The 21808-nt window shown below is 46.8% G+C and carries 14 protein-coding genes; 2 read left to right on the top strand and 12 right to left on the bottom strand.

What is annotated here, in order from left to right; genetic code table 11:
• Positions 1-1261: 1261 nt before the first annotated feature.
• Complete coding sequence (gene purL / locus KO537_RS04565; protein WP_219234026.1) at positions 1262-5143, bottom strand: phosphoribosylformylglycinamidine synthase; 3882 nt, start codon at positions 5141-5143, stop codon at positions 1262-1264.
• Between the two features lie 279 nt (positions 5144-5422).
• On the opposite strand from purL, the gene mltF reads away from it, so the two are divergent.
• A complete protein-coding gene (gene mltF, locus KO537_RS04560) occupies positions 5423-6853 on the top strand; it encodes a membrane-bound lytic murein transglycosylase MltF (protein WP_105251900.1) in 1431 nt (476 codons plus the stop codon).
• Positions 6854-7322: 469 nt separating this feature from the next.
• Here mltF and tadA read toward each other — a convergent pair whose 3' ends face one another.
• The 3 genes from tadA to guaB all read right to left on the bottom strand — a co-directional run bounded on the left by tadA (position 7323) and on the right by guaB (position 11164).
• Positions 7323-7850 (bottom strand): tRNA adenosine(34) deaminase TadA, encoded by a 528-nt coding sequence (gene tadA, locus KO537_RS04555; RefSeq protein WP_081729095.1) that lies wholly within the window; start codon positions 7848-7850, stop codon positions 7323-7325.
• A gap of 151 nt (positions 7851-8001) precedes the next feature.
• Positions 8002-9579 (bottom strand): glutamine-hydrolyzing GMP synthase, encoded by a 1578-nt coding sequence (gene guaA, locus KO537_RS04550; protein ID WP_028761248.1) that lies wholly within the window; start codon positions 9577-9579, stop codon positions 8002-8004.
• Positions 9580-9697: 118 nt separating this feature from the next.
• Positions 9698-11164 (bottom strand): IMP dehydrogenase, encoded by a 1467-nt coding sequence (gene guaB, locus KO537_RS04545; RefSeq protein WP_006085677.1) that lies wholly within the window; start codon positions 11162-11164, stop codon positions 9698-9700.
• Between the two features lie 120 nt (positions 11165-11284).
• Between guaB and xseA the strand changes: the two genes are divergently transcribed.
• Positions 11285-12631, top strand: coding sequence for an exodeoxyribonuclease VII large subunit (gene xseA, locus KO537_RS04540; RefSeq protein WP_028761249.1), 1347 nt, complete (start codon positions 11285-11287; stop codon positions 12629-12631).
• A gap of 82 nt (positions 12632-12713) precedes the next feature.
• On the opposite strand, the gene der is transcribed toward xseA, so the two are convergent.
• From der to KO537_RS04500, 8 genes are all read right to left on the bottom strand, one after another.
• Positions 12714-14180: a ribosome biogenesis GTPase Der gene (gene der / locus KO537_RS04535; RefSeq protein WP_006082478.1), complete on the bottom strand. Its 1467-nt coding sequence runs from the start codon at positions 14178-14180 to the stop codon at positions 12714-12716.
• Between the two features lie 79 nt (positions 14181-14259).
• Positions 14260-15447 carry an outer membrane protein assembly factor BamB gene (bamB, locus tag KO537_RS04530; RefSeq protein ID WP_028761250.1) on the bottom strand — a complete coding sequence of 396 codons (1188 nt, stop codon included), beginning with the start codon at positions 15445-15447 and terminating at the stop codon, positions 14260-14262.
• 11 nt (positions 15448-15458) lie between these two features.
• On the bottom strand, positions 15459-16079 hold the full coding sequence (locus KO537_RS04525; protein ID WP_168824527.1) for a tetratricopeptide repeat protein: 621 nt from the start codon (positions 16077-16079) through the stop codon (positions 15459-15461).
• Positions 16080-16092: 13 nt separating this feature from the next.
• The gene (gene hisS / locus KO537_RS04520) at positions 16093-17370 is read right to left on the bottom strand and encodes a histidine--tRNA ligase (protein WP_173243697.1); all 1278 of its coding nucleotides are present in this window, start codon (positions 17368-17370) and stop codon (positions 16093-16095) included.
• Positions 17371-17514: 144 nt separating this feature from the next.
• Entirely contained in the window at positions 17515-18630 is a 1116-nt protein-coding gene (gene ispG, locus KO537_RS04515; protein WP_105251894.1) for a flavodoxin-dependent (E)-4-hydroxy-3-methylbut-2-enyl-diphosphate synthase, read from the bottom strand.
• Between the two features lie 48 nt (positions 18631-18678).
• Positions 18679-19749 carry a RodZ domain-containing protein gene (locus KO537_RS04510; protein WP_173497628.1) on the bottom strand — a complete coding sequence of 357 codons (1071 nt, stop codon included), beginning with the start codon at positions 19747-19749 and terminating at the stop codon, positions 18679-18681.
• The gene (gene pilW / locus KO537_RS04505) at positions 19746-20534 is read right to left on the bottom strand and encodes a type IV pilus biogenesis/stability protein PilW (protein WP_028761255.1); all 789 of its coding nucleotides are present in this window, start codon (positions 20532-20534) and stop codon (positions 19746-19748) included. The genes KO537_RS04510 and pilW overlap by 4 nt, the downstream gene beginning before the upstream one ends.
• A 32-nt stretch (positions 20535-20566) precedes the next feature.
• The gene (locus KO537_RS04500) at positions 20567-21688 is read right to left on the bottom strand and encodes a bifunctional tRNA (adenosine(37)-C2)-methyltransferase TrmG/ribosomal RNA large subunit methyltransferase RlmN (RefSeq protein WP_028761256.1); all 1122 of its coding nucleotides are present in this window, start codon (positions 21686-21688) and stop codon (positions 20567-20569) included.
• Between the last annotated feature and the right edge of the window lie 120 nt (positions 21689-21808).

Below are 21808 nucleotides of genomic sequence, written 5' to 3'. Positions count from 1 at the left end.
TTACTTGGTGCGTCCAATTGCTATGACAAAACCCGCGTCAATCACAGCAAGTGCCTTTGTAGGATAGTGAGTTTTCATTTTGTGTTTATATCTGCGACAACAGTATAAACCGTTAAATTTAATCTTTTGCATTAGTTCGAAGCAGCAAGGGCTAAAAAGTACCAATATCTGTTGCATATTGAGACGCGAGTCACACTATCGCAAGTAACTGAGACCGACGCCCTACCACTCACTCAATCAAATGATTTCATCGATATAAATATCAGATAGTTAAGATATTTATTCATTTTCATTTGTGGCTATTTTATACCACCCCGCTTTGATGCAAATCAATCAAACTCAGGGGTTTAGGTCGGTTTTGCGGTGAGGCACACACTTCCCCACCAGAGAGGATTGACAATCGAGGAAAACAAGAGTAGTGAGCAGCTATTAATTAATATAAAGTCATACTTTTACCAACTAGGCAGTAAAAATCAGCTCTAATCATCAAAAAACCAATAAATAAATAATGTTGCAACAAATTAACTAAAAAATATTGTCACAAATTTAAGTGAACCATAATTTAAAACCTTTAAAATCAAATATAAATACATATAAATATAAAAAATCACAATAACACACTCTAAAATACATTAGTTTTAATAATGAATATTTGTATTTTTTCTCGTTTGAGAAGCTAACCTAAGTTGTTTAATATATGTCCTGTGTTAAGGAGACAATTTGGTAGAACTGGTGTCGTAGCCCAGCCAAGACCAACTTCGCGCACATAGGTACTAACTTTTGGTGTGGAGATATCGATATGACTAAATTATTTGAACGTCTGGTTAACAGCTACAAGCGTGTTTTTGTTGAACTTTATACAGCTAATGAGCTGAAATAATCCCCAGAATTACTCGTGAAATTGATTGCATTTATGTGAAGTTTTGTTAGCGCAAAACGGGCCCCCATCTCCCTGAGATTGGGGGCTTTTTCTATATTAAGACCCTAGCATCCCCCAACAACTCCAGAACCCCATAAAACACCACGCCCCGTATCAAATGCGCAACATACCTATTAATAGGTATTTACCGATTAAAGTGGCTATTTTGCCACTTTAGTCCATTAGATTATTTGCAATAAGCGTTAATAATTTGAAATACAATCACTTCCATAAAATGCATTTTATATATAAAAAAAGGAGCGAAATTATCGCTCCTTTTTTACGCTTTCATTAACCTGCTTTTACCCCTCAACAAAGGCAAAAGCCGTTGACTTTAAACGCTTAACCTAAGGTCACTCGTGCATTACGGAACATACGCATCCAAGGGCTATCTTCACCCCAAGCATCTGGATGCCAAGAGTTAGCCACTGTTCTGAACACACGTTCGGGGTGCGGCATCATCAAGGTTACGCGGCCATCTGTGGTACAAATCCCAGTCAAGCCATTTGGCGAGCCGTTCGGGTTTTGTGGATACTGAGTCGCGATATCACCTTTACCATTGACAAAACGCAGCGCAATCGTGCCTGACGCTTCGGCAATCGCCAGCGCTTCAGGGCTAGCAAACTCAGCCAAACCTTCACCGTGGGATACAGCAATGGGCATACGTGAACCTGCCATACCTTGGAAGAATAACGACGGGCTCTGTTGCACTTCAACTAAGCTGAAACGCGCTTCGAAACGCTCCGAGCGGTTACGCACAAAACGTGGCCAGTGCTCGCTACCTGGGATAATTTCTTTCAGGTTTGACAGCATTTGACAGCCATTACACACGCCAAGGGCAAAGCTTGAGTCACGTTCAAAGAAACGAGAAAACTCATCGCGAGCTCGCTCATTAAACAGAATCGACTTAGCCCAACCTTCACCTGCGCCTAATACGTCACCGTAGGAGAAGCCACCACAGGCCACTAGGCCTTGGAAATCCTCTAGGCTGATACGGCCAGATAAAATGTCCGACATGTGTACGTCGCGGCTTTCAAATCCAGCGCGGTCAAAAGCAGCTGCCATTTCCACTTGGGAGTTAACGCCCTGCTCACGCAAAATCGCCATCTTAGGCGCAGCGCCCTTAAGGATATAAGGTGCGGCAACATCAGTGCTTGGATCAAAACTTAAGTTAACGGTTAAGCCTAAATCGGTTTCGTCTTGCTTAAGTTTGAACTCTTCAAGCGCGCACGCTGGGTTATCACGCAGAGCTTGCATACGATACGTGGTTTCTGACCACACAGTACGCAGCGCTACACGGGTATCACTGAAGATTTCACGCGCGCCATCTTTAATGGTGATGCGTTGATCGTCGGCTAGAGTTCCGATCACATGGCAAGGCACGCCAGCGATAGCGAACTGAGCGGCAATTTTCGCAGCATTGTCACGGCTCACTTGCAGCACAGCGCCGAGCTCCTCATTAAAGAGTCGTTCTAAATCAGTGCCCTGCAAGTCCTCTACATCTATGTCTAAACCTGTATTACCGGCAAAAGCCATTTCCACTAAGGTAGTGAATAAACCACCGTCGCTACGGTCGTGGTAAGCGATAACCGATTTTTTAGCGACTAGATTTTGCATCGTTTCGAAGAAACCACGCAGCAGTGCAGCATCGTCAAGATCCGGCGCAATATCACCCAGCTCACCAAACACTTGGGCTAAACAAGAACCGCCTAAACGATTTTTGCCCGCACCTAAATCCACTAACAGTAAAGACGTTTCGCCTTTATCTGTGCGTAGCTCTGGCGTCACTGTATTGCGAATATCTTGCACCACACCAAAGGCAGTGATGACCAATGACATAGGCGACGTCACGGTTTTATCCGCGCCATCTTGTTGCCATGCGGTCTTCATCGACATAGAGTCTTTACCGACCGGAATGGTCAGGCTCAGCTCTGGACACAGTTCTTCACCTACGGCTTTCACCGCTTCATAAAGACCCGCATCTTCACCAGGGTGACCCGCGGCAGACATCCAGTTGGCAGAAAGCTTGATACGCTTAAATGAACCGATATCGGCACCGGCGATATTCATGATTGACTCAGCCACAGCCATACGGGCAGAGGCGCCAAAATCAAGCAGTGCTAGCGGTGTACGTTCACCCAGTGACATAGCTTCACCGGCGTAGGTATCAAAGCTTGCCGCAGTCACCGCGCAATCGGCCACAGGCACTTGCCATGGACCCACCATTTGGTCACGGTTCACTAAACCCGTGACGGTGCGATCGCCAATAGTGATAAGGAAGGTTTTATCCGCAACTGTAGGCAAGCTCAGTACGCGTTTAACCGCTTCTTTAACATCAATCTTGTTTTGTTCGAGCGCTGGCAATACGGCTTTGGCCGATACCACATCGCGGCTCATCTTAGGCGCTTTGCCTAATAAGACTTCGAGCGGTAAATCGATAGGATTATTGTCGAAATGGCTGTCGCTAAGCGTTAAATGTTTTTCCGCCGTCGCTTCACCCACCACCGCAAACGGTGCGCGCTCACGCTCACATATGGCAGTAAATAGCGCGAGGTTTTCAGGGGCAATTGACAGCACATAACGTTCTTGTGATTCGTTACACCAGATTTCCAGCGGACTCATGCCAGGCTCATCCGAAGGCACATTACGCAGATTAAACAAACCGCCGCGCTCGCCGTCATTCACGAGTTCAGGGAAAGCATTCGACAAACCGCCAGCGCCCACATCGTGGATAAATTGGATCGGGTTTTTATCGCCAAGCTGCCAACAGCGGTCAATCACTTCCTGACAACGACGTTCCATTTCTGGGTTTTCACGTTGCACAGAAGCAAAATCTAAGTCTTCACTCGATTGACCCGATGCCATAGACGAAGCGGCGCCGCCGCCCAGACCTATGTTCATCGCAGGCCCACCCAGCACAATCAGCTTAGCGCCAACAGTAATTTCGCCCTTTTGTACGTGTTCTTCACGAATGTTACCTAAACCACCGGCTAGCATAATAGGCTTGTGGTAACCGCGAACTTCAACGCCGTTGTGGCTGCTGACTTCCTGCTCATAAGTACGGAAATAACCGACCAATGCCGGACGACCAAACTCGTTGTTAAATGCCGCGCCGCCCAGTGGGCCTTCGGTCATGATGTCCAGCGCGCTCACGATACGTTCTGGCTTGCCATAGTTACCTTCCCATGGTTGAACAAAACCCGGGATTTTTAAATTGGATACACTAAAGCCTGTTAAACCCGCTTTAGGTTTAGAACCACGACCCGTCGCGCCTTCATCACGGATTTCACCACCTGAACCGGTTGCGGCGCCAGGATAGGGGCTGATGGCGGTTGGATGGTTGTGGGTTTCCACTTTCATCAGGATGTGCATAGGTTCAGTGTGGTAGTTGTATACCCCATCAGGATCGGGGAAGAAACGACCCGCAACCGAACCTTCCATCACAGCGGCGTTATCTTTGTAGGCAGATAACACGTGATCAGGCGTGGTTTCAAAGGTGTTCTTAATCATTTTGAACAATGACTTAGGCTGAACTTCACCGTCAATGGTCCAATCTGCATTAAAAATCTTATGACGACAATGCTCAGAGTTCGCCTGAGCAAACATCATCAATTCGATGTCATGGGGATTACGGCCTAAACGGACGAAGTTCTCGACTAAATAGTCGATTTCATCTTCGGCTAAGGCAAGCCCCAATTCAGTGTTAGCCACTTCAAGTGCGCGGCGACCTTCGGCAAGAATATTGACGCTCTTAAACGGCGCAGGCTCAGTGCGTTTGAACAGCACATCGGCTTTGGTAAAATCATCAAGGATAATTTCAACCATGCGATCGTGCAGCAACGCATTTAAGGCTTGTTGCTGAGGCGCTGTCAGTGCATCTGACTCGACATAATACGCAACGCCTCGCTCCAAACGCTTCACTTTACCAAGGCCACAATTGTGCGCGATGTCAGTGGCTTTTGAAGACCAAGGAGAAATAGTACCGGGGCGAGGAGTGACAAACAGGAGTGAACCTTGGGGGATATGAGCTTCTATCGCAGGTCCATAGGTGAGAATTTTTTCAAGTTGCTGGCGTTCATTTGTGTCGAGCAACTCGCTCAAATCCGCTAAATGGACATACTCAGCATAGATTTGTCGTACCGGAAGCGCCGCGTTTTCGCAGGCCTCCATCAGCTTTTGCACCCTAAACGTCGAGAGTGCAGGGGCTCCGCGGATGATCTCCATCACGTCTATTCACCTTATTATTTATTATTGCAGGGGTCAGAGGTGGCGCTATTATAAGGAAATGTCTGTCACAAATCACCTGCGACCTTACGCAAAACAGTGTTTCCTGTGATATAAAAAGCCCAGTATTGTGTCGGCTGTACTTTCCCCCAGAATGATTTTTTTTCGAAATCGCAGACAAACGGATATAATCCCACCAATGTCAGCCAGTTCACCACTAATGCCCCACTGTTAACTCGCTATCTATAATATTGATTTTATTTACTATAAGTACATTTAATGACTCGATTTCTGTTCGCTCTTATCTTAGGTTTCCTACTGACTGCCTGTCAGCAGGTAACCGTGGACGAAACAGAATTCGTGCCGAAAAAATTAACTGAGCTAAGAGTCGGTACACTTTACGGCCCACAGATTTATATGACCTCGGGCCAAGGTGATAGCGGTTTCGATTACGATATGGCGGTATTGTTTGCCGAATACTTAAATGTGCCCTTAAAAATGGTGCCCTACACAAACCGTATCGAGCTGTACGAAGCCCTCAAAAAGAATGAAATCGATATTATTGCTGCAGGCATGACAGAAACGCCCACAAGGCGAGAACAGTTCCGCTTAGGTCCACCGCTATACCGAGTGAATCAAGTGTTGGTGTATCGCGAAGGCATGCCAACTCCAAAAGACATCAGCGACTTAAAAGGCAAGATCACCGTTATCGCCGACTCTTCCTTCGTCGAGACCTTGACCCAGTTACAAAAGCATTATCCAACGCTGGTGTGGGATCAAATTACCGACAAAGACAGTGAAGAGTTGTTGGCTATGATTGCCAACAAAGAAATTGACTACACTATCGCCGACTCCAGCAGCGTACAGATCAACCGTCGCTACTTGCCCGACTTGCGCTCAGGTCCTGTGCTAGAAGAAAAACTCGATGTGATCTGGCTGTTACCTCCCACTCACAGTGATGAACTTATGAGTAAATTGCTGGCCTTTTGGCACCAAGAGAAGCTTGCCGGTACGCTTGATCATCTCAACGAGAAATACTTTGGTCATGTAAAACGCTTCGATTATATTGATACTCGCGCATTTATCCGTGCCATTGAGACAGTATTGCCGCGTTATCGACAATTATTTGAAACCCATGCAGGCAATTTAGATTGGCGTAAACTGGCAGCAACCAGCTATCAAGAGTCACATTGGAATCCTAATGCCCGCTCGGCCACAGGAGTGCGTGGCATGATGATGTTGACTCAGCCAACCGCCAAAGAGATTGGGATCACCAACCGACTCGATGCCGAAGAAAGTATTCGCGGCGGCGCGGCGTATTTAAACGATATGATCAATCGCCTGCCAGAATCGATCCCCGAGAGTCAACGCATGTGGTTTGCGCTGGCCTCTTACAACATAGGATATGCCCATATTGAAGATGCACGTAAGCTTGCGGAATCGATGGAGTTAAATCCCAATGCTTGGCGAGATTTAAAAAAGGTACTACCGCTACTGCAAAAGCGTAAATATTATCAAAAAACACGTTATGGTTACGCCCGAGGCAGTGAAGCCGTTCATTACGTCGACAGCATCCGTCGCTACTATGACACGTTAGTCTGGGTGGATAATCAGTCGAAACAACCTGACCCCGATGATGACTCGAGCGACCTTACTGTGGAAGAACCCGTACTTCCAGCGGGAACGTTAAGCCCTGATCAACCTAAATAGCTTAACTCGTTAGCGCTCAGGTGCATGGGCCAAACGACAATCCAACAACTCACTTCTTATATATCAAGTACAGAGTTTTACGTAACAAGAACACCAACATAAAAACTCAAGATGTACGTAGATGTCTTCAACAAGGTCAGATACTAAGCAACAGGCAAGCTGAATTAAGGTTTATCAACCTAACTCAAATTTGCGATGAAAAACATCGCTTAGTTCAGCTTATCTGACCAGTGCTATTGCTGCACTCCTGTGCAACTGCTACTGTCTTGGGTTATGACCTAAGATAAATCTCTGTAGGGCATCGATAATAACAATTAATGGGGTCAATATGAGAAGAAAAACCATCAACAATACCGTTGCGCGTCGTCGTACATTGCTAAAAATTCGTCATCGCCGTATTTTAAATCGTCAAAAACTCTTCTTTACTTTTATTCAGTCTCAGGATTAATCCTGTCACGTTAATCGTCACTTACCCAATAGCTTGCTGCGCCTTTTGAGCCTGTTTCAGGGCTTTTTTCTCTTCCCTGCGACGTTTAAAAAAACGACTCAATTGCGCGCTACAAGCATCGGCCAGCACACCCGATGTCACTTCAACTTGGTGATTAAACGCCGGATGTTGCAGCAAATTCAGCACAGTACCCGCTGCACCCGTTTTCTCATCCCGAGCACCAAATACCACACGAGCAATTCTGCTATGCACCATAGCGCCCGCACACATAGCGCAAGGCTCAAGGGTAACATATAAAGTCGCATCTAAAAGACGATAGTTTTCGACCAAACGCCCTGCTTCCCGCAAACATAAAATTTCCGCATGGGCGCTAGGATCGTGTTGGCTAATGGATAAATTGTAACCCGTCGCAATCTGCTGACCGTCTTTGACCAATACCGCACCCACAGGCACTTCGCCCTCGGCTTCAGCTTTCTCGGCCATCAGCATCGCGACTTGCATCCAATGTTCATCTTGCTGAGATTGTTCGTCTTGTTGCGTTTGCACCACTTACACCTTATCTCTTTTAGCAAAAAATAAAGCCGGATTATATCAGTCAAGCACAGATATTTCACGGCTGAGCCATTCAACCTAAGTTAATCCATCAAACAACAAAAAAGGCGCACTCGGCGCCTTTTATTCGTTAATTCAAATAATTAACTTATTCCCATTCGATAGTCGCTGGCGGCTTGCCAGAGATATCGTAAACTACGCGAGAAATGCCATCGACTTCGTTAATGATGCGGTTTGATACGCGACCTAAGAAATCATAGGGCAGATGTGCCCAATGGGCTGTCATAAAATCGATTGTTTCAACTGCGCGCAGTGACACAACCCAGTCATATTTACGGCCATCGCCCATCACGCCAACTGAGCGTACAGGTAAGAACACGGTAAAGGCTTGGCTGACTTTATTGTACAGATCGGCTTTATGCAGTTCTTCGATAAAGATTGCATCGGCGCGGCGCAGCAAGTCACAGTATTCTTTTTTCACTTCACCTAATACGCGCACACCAAGACCGGGGCCTGGGAACGGGTGACGATAAAGCATGTTGTATGGCAGGCCTAACTCAAGACCAATTTTACGCACTTCATCTTTGAACAGTTCACGCAGAGGCTCGACTAAACCGAGCGCCATATCGGCTGGCAAACCGCCAACGTTATGGTGAGATTTAATCACATGTGCTTTGCCTGTGGCACTACCGGCAGATTCAATCACGTCTGGATAAATCGTGCCTTGCGCTAACCATTTGGCATTAGCGCATTTTTTCGATTCTTCATCGAAAATTTCCACGAATACGCGGCCGATGATCTTACGCTTAGCCTCTGGATCGGCTTCGCCTTTCATCGCATCGAGGAAACGGTTTTCCGCATCAACGTGAATAATATTCAGGCCGAAATGATCGCCAAACATTTCCATCACTTGCTCGGCTTCGTTCAAACGTAATAAACCGTTATCAACGAATACGCAGGTCAGTTTTTTGCCGATAGCGCGGTGCAGCAACATAGCCACAACAGAAGAATCAACACCGCCCGATAATCCTAAAATCACTTCATCATCACCGATTTGCTTCTTCAAGCGCTCAATCGCATCTTCGATGATAGAGGAGGGTTTCCAGTTAGCCGCACAGCCACAAATGTCTAAGGCAAAGTGCGATAACATGCGCATACCTTGGCGAGTGTGGGTCACTTCTGGGTGGAACTGTACGCCGAAGAATTGCTTCTCTTCGTTTGCCATAGCGGCAAATGGACAAGTGTCCGTTTTAGCGACCGCCACAAACCCTTCAGGAATAGCCGACACTTTATCGCCGTGGCTCATCCATACGTCGAGTAAGGGTTTGCCGTCACTGCTAACCGCATCTTCAATGCCTTTGAATAGCAATGAATCTGTCAGCATTTCAATTTGAGCGTAGCCGAATTCACCTTCGCCCACACCTTGGATCACTTTACCGCCCAACTGCTCAGACATAGTCTGCATGCCGTAACAAATGCCCAGTACCGGCACACCTGCGGTAAAGACGTATTCAGGCGCACGCGGCGAGTTTTCAGCCGTGACACTTTCTGGTCCGCCCGCAAGAATAATGCCGTTCGGGGCAAATTCGCGGATTTGGGCTTCGGTAACATCCCAAGCCCATAATTCACAGTAAACGCCGATTTCACGGATACGACGGGCAATCAGTTGAGTGTACTGGGATCCAAAATCGAGGATCAGTATCTTGTGCTCATGAATATCGCTCATGGGTAACCTTTATCTCATCTATTGTTTTAACATTGCTCAAAGCAGCGACTGCCAGCTTTAAGTATTGGATCATACGCTTTATAAAGAGGCGGCTTACGCCGCCCTTCTTATCAAACGATTAAGAACCTGAACGGTAGTTCGGCGCTTCTTTAGTGATAGTCACATCGTGTACATGGGACTCGCCCATGCCCGCTGAAGTCACTTTCACAAATTGGGCTTTTTCATTCAGCTCTAGAATGGTGGCGCAGCCCGTTAATCCCATACAAGAACGTAGGCCGCCCATATGTTGATGGATGATTTCCTTCAACTTACCTTTATAAGGCACACGCGCTTCTACACCTTCGGGGACTAACTTGTCTGCAGCATTGTCCGATTGGAAATAGCGGTCAGATGAACCTTGAGACATAGCGCCTAATGAACCCATACCACGGTAGGATTTATACGCACGGCCTTGATATAACTCAGTTTCACCTGGTGCTTCCTCAGTTCCCGCAAACATTGAGCCCGCCATGATGCAAGATGCACCCGCGGCTAATGCTTTGGCTAAATCGCCAGAGAAACGAATGCCGCCGTCGGCAATCACAGGAATACCTAGGCTCTTCATGGCTGCAGCGGCATCGGATACCGCGGTAATTTGTGGTACGCCCACGCCTGTCACGATACGAGTCGTACAGATAGAACCAGGGCCAATACCCACTTTAACTGCGTTAACACCCGCTTCGACTAAGGCTAATGCACCTTCTGCCGTGGCAACGTTACCGCCGATAATTTGCAAATCAGGATGTTTAGCGCGCGTTTCACGAATGCGTTGTAAAACGCCTTCGGAATGACCGTGGGAAGAATCGATAAGTAAAACGTCAACACCGGCTTTAACCAGAGCGTCAACACGCTCTTCATTACCAGCGCCCGCACCTACGGCGGCACCAACACGTAAACGGCCTAACTCATCTTTACAGGCATTCGGTTTACGTTCGGCTTTTTCGAAGTCTTTAACTGTGATGAGGCCTTTCAGCTTATAGTTATCATCAACCACAAGAACTTTTTCGATACGATGTGAGTGCATCAATTTTTGCACTTCATCTAATTTAGTGCCTTCGGCAACAGTGACTAAACGCGCTTTAGGCGTCATCACTTCTTCTACCGTTTTGCTCCAATCTGTCACGAAACGTACGTCACGACCAGTGATGATACCGACCAGCTCGTTGGCTTCGTTGACCACGGGATAACCCGCAAAACCATTCTTCAGTGTTAACACTTTCAGATCGGCTAAGGTCGTTGATGGGGTCACTGTCACAGGTTGTTGAACCACGCCCGCTTCGTAAATTTTTACTTTACGAACTTCTTCGGCTTGTTTTTCAATGCTCATGTTTTTATGAATAAAGCCTAAGCCGCCTTCCTGCGCCATCGCGATCGCAAGACGAGCTTCGGTAACTGTGTCCATAGCGGCAGACACAAGTGGGATATTCAATTCAATGGTATTGGTCAGGCGAGTTTTTAGAATGGCGGTATTTGGGAGTACAGTCGAATGCGCAGGAACAAGCAACACATCGTCAAAAGTAAGCGCTTCTTTAATTAAACGTAGCATATGCAACATCTCCCCAGTTGAGTAGGATTTAGAGGTGAAATATTGCGGCGGGATTATACCTTGCATATCGCCACTGGTAAATGGAAAATAGTAAATATCCCCATTTTATTGAGTTATTCGATGCAAGGCACCAAAAACAACATTTATACTGTCTCGCGGCTCAATGGTGAAGTCAGACAAATTCTCGAGGGACAACTGGGTAAAATTTGGCTTAATGGCGAAATATCCAACTTTTCCTCCCCCAGCTCAGGTCATTGGTATCTCACCTTAAAAGATCACTCTTCGCAGATCCGTTGCGCCATGTTTAAAGGCCGTAACCAAACGGTCAGCTTTAAGCCCATCAATGGTCAGCAAGTGCTGGTCAAAGGCGCGATCAGCGTGTATGAACCCAGAGGCGACTATCAATTATTAATTGAGTCCATGTTACCCGCAGGAGATGGATTACTCGCCCAGCAGTTCGATGCACTCAAGATGAAGCTCGCCGCCGAAGGCTTATTTGCCGCCGACACCAAAAGATTGCTACCCAAAAATATTCAACGCATTGGCGTTATTACGTCACCTACGGGTGCGGCGATCCGTGATGTATTACATGTATTGGCAAGGCGCGATCCTTCGATTGAAGTCATTATCTATCCGACTCAAGTTCAGGGCGAAACCGCAGCGCAGAGTATTTGTCAGGCAATCAATATCGCCAACCAACGTTTAGAAGTCGATGTATTACTGCTCACCCGTGGCGGCGGTTCGCTTGAGGATTTGTGGTGTTTCAACAGCGAAGCCCTCGCCCATACGATTTATAACAGCGCCCTGCCCATTGTCAGCGCCGTCGGCCACGAAGTTGATACGACTATCAGTGATTATGTTGCTGATATCCGCGCCCCAACACCCTCTGCAGGCGCGGAGCTATTATCACAAGACAGTGATAATAAGGCGCAAAAACTCGCCACAGCCTTATCGCGCCTGCAACAAAGCGCGAAACATTATCAGCTTAAACAAGAAAGACGACTTAGTTTGCTAGAGCACAGACTGCAACGCCAAGACCCTAAACGGACTTTGCAGCAGTTCGAACAAAGATTCGATGAGATGCAATTACGACTAGAGTCCGCGCTGTCGAATCGCTTGCATCTGCTCAGCCGCCGTCAGCAGTTGCTCGCAAGCCGCCTTGAACAGCAATCTCCCAAGCATAAACTCGCCATTGAGGGTAACCGCTTAAGTTATCTTGCGAGCCGCTTACAGGATGCATTGCAGGACAAACTCAGCCAAAGTGAGCAACGGATAAAGTACGCGGCCCATCAACTCGAAACCGTCAGCCCGCTTGCCACTTTAAGCCGTGGTTACAGCATTACCACTGACATCCACAATCAAGTGGTCGACTTTGCCGATAAACTGGCCATAGGTGATAGTTTGCAGACCCGCTTGCGCCATGGACAAGTGATATCAACCGTCACTCAAATAAAACCGCTCGAATAAATCTACATGACGCTGAAATAGTCTTAAAACACAAAAGGAACCCTAAGGTTCCTTTTGTTTCAAATGTGTCTGGTAAAAAACACTATTTGGTTTTTCTGTCTTTGATATGGCTTTGTGCGCGCTTGCGACGGCGCTCTTGGCTCATAGTTAACTTCTCAGTCTTGTTTTCAAATGGGTTATCACCCTCTTGGAAACGCAGCTGGATTGGCGTACCCACCACTTTCAACGAACGACGGAAGTAGTTCATCATGTAGCGTTTGTACGAGTCAGGCAGTCTACTCACTTGGTTACCGTGAATAACCACGATTGGCGGATTGTAACCACCGGCGTGAGCGTATTTAAGCTTCACACGGCGACCATTCACTAATGGCGGCTGGTGATCGTCCTGCGACATTTGCATAATACGAGTCAACATAGAAGTGCTGACGCGGCGTGTAGCACTGTCGTAAGCTTCTTCAATCGATTCAAATAAATGGCCAACACCAGTACCGTGCAGCGCCGAAATAAAGTGAATGCGGGCAAAGTCGATAAAACCAAGACGACGGTCAAGCTCGCTCTTCACGCGATCTTTAATGCCTTGGTCGATACCATCCCACTTGTTGACGGCAATAACCAAAGCGCGACCCGCATTGAGTGCGAAACCTAACAGACCTAAATCTTGCTCGGCAATACCTTCACGGGCATCGATGATAAGCAAAACCACGTTAGCATCTTCAACCGCTTTCAAGGTCTTGATCACTGAAAATTTCTCAATGACTTGATGTACTTTACTGCGGCGACGAACACCCGCAGTATCGATAATCACGTACTCGCGACCTTCGCGTTCCATTGGAATGTAAATACTGTCACGGGTCGTACCTGGTTCATCAAATACCACGACACGCTCTTCACCTAGAATACGGTTAGTCAGGGTTGACTTACCGACGTTAGGTTTACCTATGATCGCCAGCTTGATAGGCAAATCTTGCAGACGCTTTTGCTCAGCTTCGGCTTCTTCTTCGGTATATTCACGCTCTTCAGTAACTTCGTCTTCACCTTGACGCACAATGCCCATCGCTTCGGCATAAGGAGTCAGCGCGTATTCGATCATATTGGTCACGCCGCGTCCTTGGGACGCCGCCATTTGGTAAACTTCACCAAGACCTAAAGACCAAAACTCGGCACAAGCTGAATCGGCATCAATACCGTCAACTTTGTTAGCAACCACAAAGGTGGTTTTTTCACGGCTACGTAAGTGCTGGGCAATCGACAGATCCGCAGCGGTTAAACCCGCGCGCGCATCGGTCATAAATAGAACGACATCGGCTTCTTCAATGGCAGCAAGGGATTGCTCAGCCATTTTCGTCTCGATCCCTTCTTCAGTGCCATCGATACCGCCGGTATCGACCACAATGAACTCATAGCCGGATAAGAATGCTCGACCATATTTACGGTCACGTGTTAGGCCAGGAAAGTCAGCAACCAGCGCATCACGCGTGCGCGTAAGACGATTAAATAGGGTGGATTTACCGACGTTCGGCCGACCAACAAGGGCCACTACAGGGATCATGATTTTGCCTCTAAAAAACTTTTCAATAAAAAGCCCCCGGAACACACTTCCAGGGGCTCAGCAAGGATAACACTTTTAACTATGGAAGTGTTACAACAGCCAACTTTCCGCTGCGACCTTGAACATAGATTTTATCATCCACCACTAACGGCTGGCTGTATAATCCTGAGCTGTCCACTTGGACACGACCCACAATCGTCCCTGTACTGCGATCGATGAAGTGCAAATAACCTTCGAAATCACCCACAACTAAATAGTCTTTATACACAGCCGGAGATGTCAGAGTGCGGTTAGCTAACTCAGAATTACTCCACAGTTCCAAACCGTTACGTTTATCAACTGAGTAGATACGGCTGTGATCGTCAACTAAGTACAAGCTTAGGCCCGCTGATGCTAACTCGTTAAAGCTAGAATACTTACGTGTCCACACAACTCGACCCGTGCGCAGTTCCATCGACACTAAGTTACCGTTGTAGCTCACCGCATATAAATTGTCGCCAAGGATCAAGGGGGTCATATCCACGTCGGCCATACGCGTAAACTCGTTACCGCCAGTTGGATTGTAAATCGCCTGTTCCCACGCAGCTTGACCATTGTTTTTAATCACAACAGCCACTTTGCCATCGGCGGTACCTATGAAGAAACCACCCGCTTCGTAAGCTGCAGAACCTGTACCGCGCAGGGTCAGATTCGGCAATTGCATTTCATACACCCACAGCTTGGCGCCAGTATCAACGTTAAACGCTTCGAGTGAACCAGAGCTGGTACTGACCACCACGACGTCATCGGCCACAGTGGGAGCAGACAGTAATTCACCGCCAGCAACGACATGCCATAACACTTGACCATCTTCAGCGTTCAATGCAGCAAGCAGCCCACTTTCGCCACCTAAAAAGACTTTATTACGCGCAGCAGTCACACCAGCAGCAATACGCGCACCTTTATTTTTCGCTAAAGCGTTATCACGAAACTCTTCGCTGAAATCTTTAGTCCAAACGCGCTCGCCAGTGGCCTCATCGAAGGCAACCACTTCACCATAACGGTCGGCGGCAAAAATTTTTCCATAACTAACGGCGGGGGCGAGGCGAGAATAATAATCTCCAACACCATTGCCGACAGAGGTGCTCCAACTCACTTCAGGAAACACTGTCGCCTGAATGGCAGTTAACTCACTTACCGGTTCTTCTTCGACATCGCTCGACGAACAGGCGGATAACATGGCCAGACTTAATCCAGCGGCTAGCAGGTTTTTGCACCAAGACTTCATCAAGGGATCCCTTATGCCTGATTTAGGCTATCAAGTTTGATTTTAAGCGCAGGGCTTGTCACCACACCACCATTGTCCATGGCAGCTTGATAAGCTGTTTTTGCCTTCTCAACTTCACCTTGACGAACTAAGAAATCACCTTTCAACTCATCGCGCTGAGCGAAGAAAGCTTTATCTGTTACTTGATCTAAGGTCGCTAGAGCTGCATCAATTTGACCTTGCTCTGCTTGTACTCGTGCTAAACGCAAAGTCGCAATCACATCTAAACCAGCACCAGGTTTAGCCGCAATCACCTTGTTCAAGGCATCAATCGCTTTTGGATAATCCTTCGCTTCTACCGCAGTTTTGGCCACGATCAGTTCTAACAAGGCTTGATAGCCCTTTTGATCGTGATTTTTAGAAAACTCGGCGACACCCGCAAGCATTGCGGCTTCATCGGCAGATTTAGTGGTCAAATTTTGGAACGCTTTTGAAGCTTCTTCCGCTTGCGCCACTTTAACGTCAGAATAATAATTCCACGCATATAGGCCGCCTAAACCCACTACGGCACCGATTAAAATTGAATTTCCGTAATCTTTCCAGAACTGCTTGATAGCATCAACTTGTTGTTCTTCTGTGCTATAAATTTCCACGCGCACGTCCCCTTTATTTGATCAGTTCAGCCAAAAATGCGCCTAAGGCACTTCGAGCTACCCGTTGTTGTTCGATGTCATTGCGTAAATGTTTAACCGTAACCATACCTTCGGCAAGTTCATCTTCACCTATCAGTAGTGCCACACTCGCACCGCTTTTGTCGGCACGCTTCATTTGTTTCTTCACGTTACCGCCGCCACAGTGACTCATCACTTTAAGGTTTGGCAGTGCGTTACGTAATTCCTGCGCGACCTTGATGGCTTCAACCAGACAGCTATCACCCATGGTCGTGACATACACATCCACTTCTGGCGGAATATCTTTGGTCAGCTCTAAGGTTTCAAGCAGCAAGACAATGCGCTCTAAGCCCATAGCAAAACCGACCGCTGGAGTATCTTTACCACCTAACTGGGCGACTAAACCATCGTAGCGACCACCCGCAAGTACAGTACCTTGTGAGCCTAAACTAGATGTAACCCATTCAAATACAGTGCGATTATAGTAATCTAAACCACGTACTAGACGCGGATTAATGGTGTATTTGATACCCACAGCATCAAGTAGTTCACGCAATTGTGAAAAATGTGTCTTCGATTCTTCACCGAGAAAATCCATTAACTCAGGTGCATCAACCAATATGGCTTGGACATTTTGATCTTTTGAATCCAATACTCGCAGTGGATTGCTGTACATGCGACGCTTACTGTCTTCATCGAGCTCATCTTTATGCTGCTCTAAAAACGCTATCAAGGCATCACGATAAACAGCGCGCTCAGCAGGATCACCTAAGGTATTTAGCTGCAGCGAGACGTGCTCGCTAATCCCGAGTTTTTCCCACAGGCGTGCCGATAGCATCAAGACTTCAGCATCAATATCAGCCGAGCCAATGCCATACACTTCAACGCCAAATTGGTTAAATTGGCGATAGCGGCCTTTTTGTGGACGTTCGTGGCGGAACATAGGCCCCATATACCAAAGACGTTGCTCTTGGTTATATAGCAGACCGTTTTCGTTACCTGCACGCACTGTCGACGCGGTACCTTCAGGGCGTAGCGTTAAGCTGTCACCGTTATTATCTGCGAAGGTATACATTTCTTTTTCAACAATATCAGTCACTTCACCGATAGAGCGTTTAAAAAGATCTGTATTTTCCACTATTGGAGTGCGGATTTCGCTGTAACCGTAAGCACTGACGCTCGAACGTAGTACCGCTTCCACTTTTTGCCATAGAGGACTTTGAGTTGGCAGAATGTCATTCATTCCGCGAATCGCTTGGATCTGTTTTGCCACTGTATCGACTCGTCCGATTTCGCTAAATTAATAAAAATGTCACGCATTATAGGCTTTTGAGCGTAAAACGTAAAACGACCCCGTCGGTTTCGGGGCCTAGCTCAACATCATTAGGCGTAATCTATGCACAAATGCGGGTACATATTACTCAGTTGTGTCTTTGATTTGAATACGGTTCGCCATTTGACTGGCTTTTGCACGAATTTTCGCTTCGAGGGAATCGACAATGTTATCGTTGTCAAAACGTTCTTTTTGACGTTCACCCTCGTCGTAATATCCGCTCTTATTATGCCCACCGGTTAAGCCGATATGCGACACTAAGGCTTCACCAGGGCCGTTAACTACGCAGCCGATAATAGACACATCCATGGCGGTAGTCACGTCTTCGAGGCGACGCTCTAACTCATTGACTGTACTGATCACATCGAACTCTTGACGAGAACAAGATGGACAGGCAATGAAATTAATGCCACGGCTACGAATACGCAGTGACTTTAAAATGTCAAAACCGACTTTGATTTCTTCGACCGGATCAGCGGCCAAGGAAATACGTAGGGTATCACCTATGCCTTCGGCCAATAACATACCTAAGCCTACGGCCGATTTCACTGAACCCGCGCGCGCGCCACCGGCTTCGGTAATGCCTAAATGCAGGGGTTGACGAATTTGTTTTGCTAATAAACGGTAAGATTCGACCGCTAAAAATACATCGGAGGCTTTAACGCTGACCTTAAACTGGTCAAAATTCAATCTATCCAGAATATCCACATGACGCATAGCTGATTCAAGCAAGGCTTCAGGTGTGGGTTCTTTATACTTGTCCATTAGATCTTTTTCTAATGAACCACCATTCACACCAATACGGATAGGAATATTATGGTCACGGGCACATTCCACCACGCTACGAATACGCTCTTCATTGCCTATATTACCCGGATTGATTCGAAGGCAATCGACACCGTACTCGGCAACTTTTAAAGCAATGCGATAATCAAAATGAATGTCGGCCACTAAAGGAACATTGACCGCTTGCTTAATGAGTTTAAAGGCTTCAGCCGCATCCATAGTGGGTACAGAGATACGCACTATATCGGCACCGACTTTCTCTAAGGCACGAATTTGAGCGATTGTCGCTTCAACATCTGTAGTCTTAGTATTGGTCATTGACTGAACAGCAATCGGCGCCCCATCACCAATCGGTACATTACCCACATAAATGCGGGTGGAAGGACGTCTTTTTATGGGAGTTTCATTATACATGCTTAATACGCTCTATTTCGGTACGTGCTGCAGATCATTACGCGGTCGTTAGACTTTAGGCAAGGTTAAACGCGCGACTCGTCCCTTGGGGAAATCCGCTAGGCTAACAATTTGACCATCTAAGCTTAAGGTCGCTACATGGGGTGCACCTAAAATGACTTTAAACGGTGGCACACCGCTCACTTGCACTGTTGCGCCAGCGCCTTTAACACCATCGACTAACGCTTTACCTTTAGCATCAACAATGTTTATCCAGCAATCACCCGTCAACTGGACATCTATAATCGATTGTCCTGCAACAGCAACCAAAGTACTTGCTGTAGTGGCAGTGGTCGGTGATGTTGTGGTCGGTGAAGGCGTTGCACTAACAGGCTGTTGGACTACAGGAGCTGTCGTTTGCGGAACCGATGGCATTGTCGTAGTGGCTGCGATTGCTGAACCGCCATCTTCATTACTCGTATCAACGGTCTGAGGATAATTATTGTCCGTTGGTCCTGTGCTGACATCAATAGTGCTTGCATCAGTATCTTTAATTGGACCATCGATAGACATTGAGCCGTTTGCGGCAATCTCAGTCAAACGAGGACTGGCATCCGTTTCGGTCAATAACACATCACCTGGCAGCGTCTGATTCGCTGCTGCGACCTCTTCAGCCGTGGGTTGCGACACATCAATAGTGCTTAGCAAGGTGGTTTTTTGCATCCACCAGACGACTAACGAACCGAGTAACACTATGACGATAAAAATACTCAGCCAAGTTAAACGTGTATCGCGAGCTTGATATGTGGTTTTGCGTGAAAAACTTTGCATTGCAGGCTCAGTCACAACTGGCACTTGCTGCACAAGACAAGCTTCAATCAAAGCCGCATCGGCACTGACCATACGCGCGTAGTTTTTCACATAGCCACGTACATAAGTCGATGAGGCAATATTGGTAAAATTGTCAGCTTCAATATCTTCAATAATACGAGGACGTAGATGCAGCTTTACAGCGGCATCTTGAATACTAAGGCCCATTTTTTCGCGGGCGGCTTTTAATAAAGTACCAAGCGTGACATCTAGCGCGACTGATTGCGGTGCTACCGACTCAACTGGCGCATTGGTTTCATGATCTTTCATTGATGCAAATTAACTCTGTATTGCTTGGCCTGAGGTGATGCTGGGAATTTGGCAAGCAATAAAATACCAAATCTCTTCACAGCGGCATCATCATTCACTGCCTGCTCTATTTTGATCCCGAGCGCTAAACTTTCTGGAGTTTGCTCAGCCACTTGGTGATAGCGCGCTAATTGGTTTCGCGCCTGAATAAAATCACCTTGATCGACTTCTAACTCTGCCAACTCCAGTAATGACACCGAGCGTCTCGGGTCATACTTTAACGCCATCTGAAAATACTGTCGTGCCTTTTCTGCTTGTCCTGCTTCGCGACTACAAAGACCTAAGTTCTCATAGCTTGAGGCAGTGCGCGTATATTTGGGCATTTCAATTGCGGCCAAAAACATTTTTTCAGCTTTGTTGTATTGCTTTTGTTGGCACAAAAACACCCCGAAATTATTCATGGAATCGCCAGAGGCGTCCTTAGTACTAATGGCATTCATGTACGACTCTTCGGTACGCACTAAATCGCCCACGGTTTGATAGTAATAAGCCAGAGCGGTATGCACATCTTCGAGCTCTGGAGCATATTCTAATGCTTTATCAAGATTGTATTTGGCTTGTTCCGTGCTACCTCGATTTAAATAGGTTAAACCGAGCTGCATCCGCTCTCTTGCGGCGGCGACTTTGTCTAACTTTCGTTCCGAAACAGGAATATCTGTCCCAGTATAAGTACGCTCAGTGACGCATCCTGTCATCAATAATGACAGGCTTAAAATCAACGAAAACCTTGGCAATCCATGCTTCATGGGCAAGCCTATAAATCTGTGCAAACAAAGAGTTAATTCATTGTGACTGAAATCTGGTTTTCTTGCATGCGTTTTTTCGCTAAACGTTTCGTTCTGTCGCGAATATCGCCAGCTAACTGACCGCAAGCGGCATCAATGTCATCACCACGGGTTTTACGTACGATGACAGTAAAACCGTATTCCATAAGAACCTTAGAAAAACGGTCGATACGTGAATTAGATGAGCGGCCATAAGGCGAGCCAGGATACGGATTAAATGGGATCAGATTCACCTTACATGGCGTATCTTTCATTAACTTAGCTAACTCATGGGCTTGGTCTGTGCTGTCGTTGATATGATCTAGCATCACATATTCAACCGTCACGCGGCCGCGGTTAGCATTTGATTTAGCAATATAGCGACGAATACCCGCTAAAAACTCATCCAGCGGATACTTTTTATTGATCGGGACCAGAATGTCACGCAACTCATCATTCGGTGCATGAATACTGACAGCAAGTGCCACATCGATGGCATCGCCCAGTTTATCTAACGCTGGCACTACGCCTGATGTTGATAAAGTCACGCGGCGCTTTGATAAACTAAAACCAAAATCATCGAGCATGATGTCCATCGCAGGGATCACATTGGCTAAATTGAGTAATGGCTCACCCATGCCCATCATCACGACGTTAGTGATCGGACGCTCGCCCGTGTCTTTTGCAAATCCTAAAAAGTGCGACACGCGCCAGATTTGGCCGACGATTTCAGAAACCGTTAAGTTACGGTTAAAACCTTGCTGACCCGTCGAACAGAAAGTACATTCCAGCGCACAGCCAACCTGTGAAGATACACACAAGGTCGCACGATCATCCTCAGGAATATAAACCGTTTCCACTTCTTGGCCTTGGCCAACATTGATTGCAAATTTTATCGTACCATCGGTCGATTTTTGGAAACTCGAAATTTCTGGTGCAACGATCTCGCAGCGGGCCGCCAACTTTTGACGTAACACTTTGTTGATGTTGGTCATCTCTTCGAAGTCACTGACACCGAAATGATATAGCCATTTCATGAGCTGATCGGCACGAAAGGGTTTTTCACCCATTTCCGCAAATAATGCGCGCATCGCCTTACGATCAAGGTCTAATAAATTGATCTTCTTTTCACTCATATAGCTAACCTCAACACCAAAAACCGGATCCTGCAACAGGGCGGCGAATTATACAGACGCAAATAAATTTTAGCCAGTAACTCAATTCACCTATGATAGAATCTCCACGGGCTAATATTG

Source organism: Shewanella sp. NKUCC01_JLK, from assembly GCF_019345615.1.
In the GTDB taxonomy this organism is placed as follows: Bacteria; Pseudomonadota; Gammaproteobacteria; order Enterobacterales; family Shewanellaceae; genus Shewanella; species Shewanella oncorhynchi.
Note: the sequence above shows the minus strand (reverse complement) of the source record. Positions and strands in the feature narration are given on the sequence as shown.

Bases quoted from the DNA above. Each gene is read 5' to 3' on its own strand.
- KO537_RS04500 (WP_028761256.1), bottom strand. From the start codon at position 21,688: ATGAGTGAAAAGAAGATCAATTTATTAGACCTTGATCGTAAGGCGATG.
- guaA (WP_028761248.1), bottom strand. From the start codon at position 9,579: ATGAGCGATATTCATGAGCACAAGATACTGATCCTCGATTTTGGATCC.
- mltF (WP_105251900.1), top strand. From the start codon at position 5,423: ATGACTCGATTTCTGTTCGCTCTTATCTTAGGTTTCCTACTGACTGCC.
- ispG (WP_105251894.1), bottom strand. From the start codon at position 18,630: ATGTATAATGAAACTCCCATAAAAAGACGTCCTTCCACCCGCATTTAT.
- bamB (WP_028761250.1), bottom strand. From the start codon at position 15,447: ATGAAGTCTTGGTGCAAAAACCTGCTAGCCGCTGGATTAAGTCTGGCC.
- pilW (WP_028761255.1), bottom strand. From the start codon at position 20,534: ATGAAGCATGGATTGCCAAGGTTTTCGTTGATTTTAAGCCTGTCATTA.
- purL (WP_219234026.1), bottom strand. From the start codon at position 5,143: ATGGAGATCATCCGCGGAGCCCCTGCACTCTCGACGTTTAGGGTGCAA.
- der (WP_006082478.1), bottom strand. From the start codon at position 14,180: ATGATCCCTGTAGTGGCCCTTGTTGGTCGGCCGAACGTCGGTAAATCC.
- guaB (WP_006085677.1), bottom strand. From the start codon at position 11,164: ATGCTACGTTTAATTAAAGAAGCGCTTACTTTTGACGATGTGTTGCTT.
- xseA (WP_028761249.1), top strand. From the start codon at position 11,285: ATGCAAGGCACCAAAAACAACATTTATACTGTCTCGCGGCTCAATGGT.
- KO537_RS04510 (WP_173497628.1), bottom strand. From the start codon at position 19,749: ATGAAAGATCATGAAACCAATGCGCCAGTTGAGTCGGTAGCACCGCAA.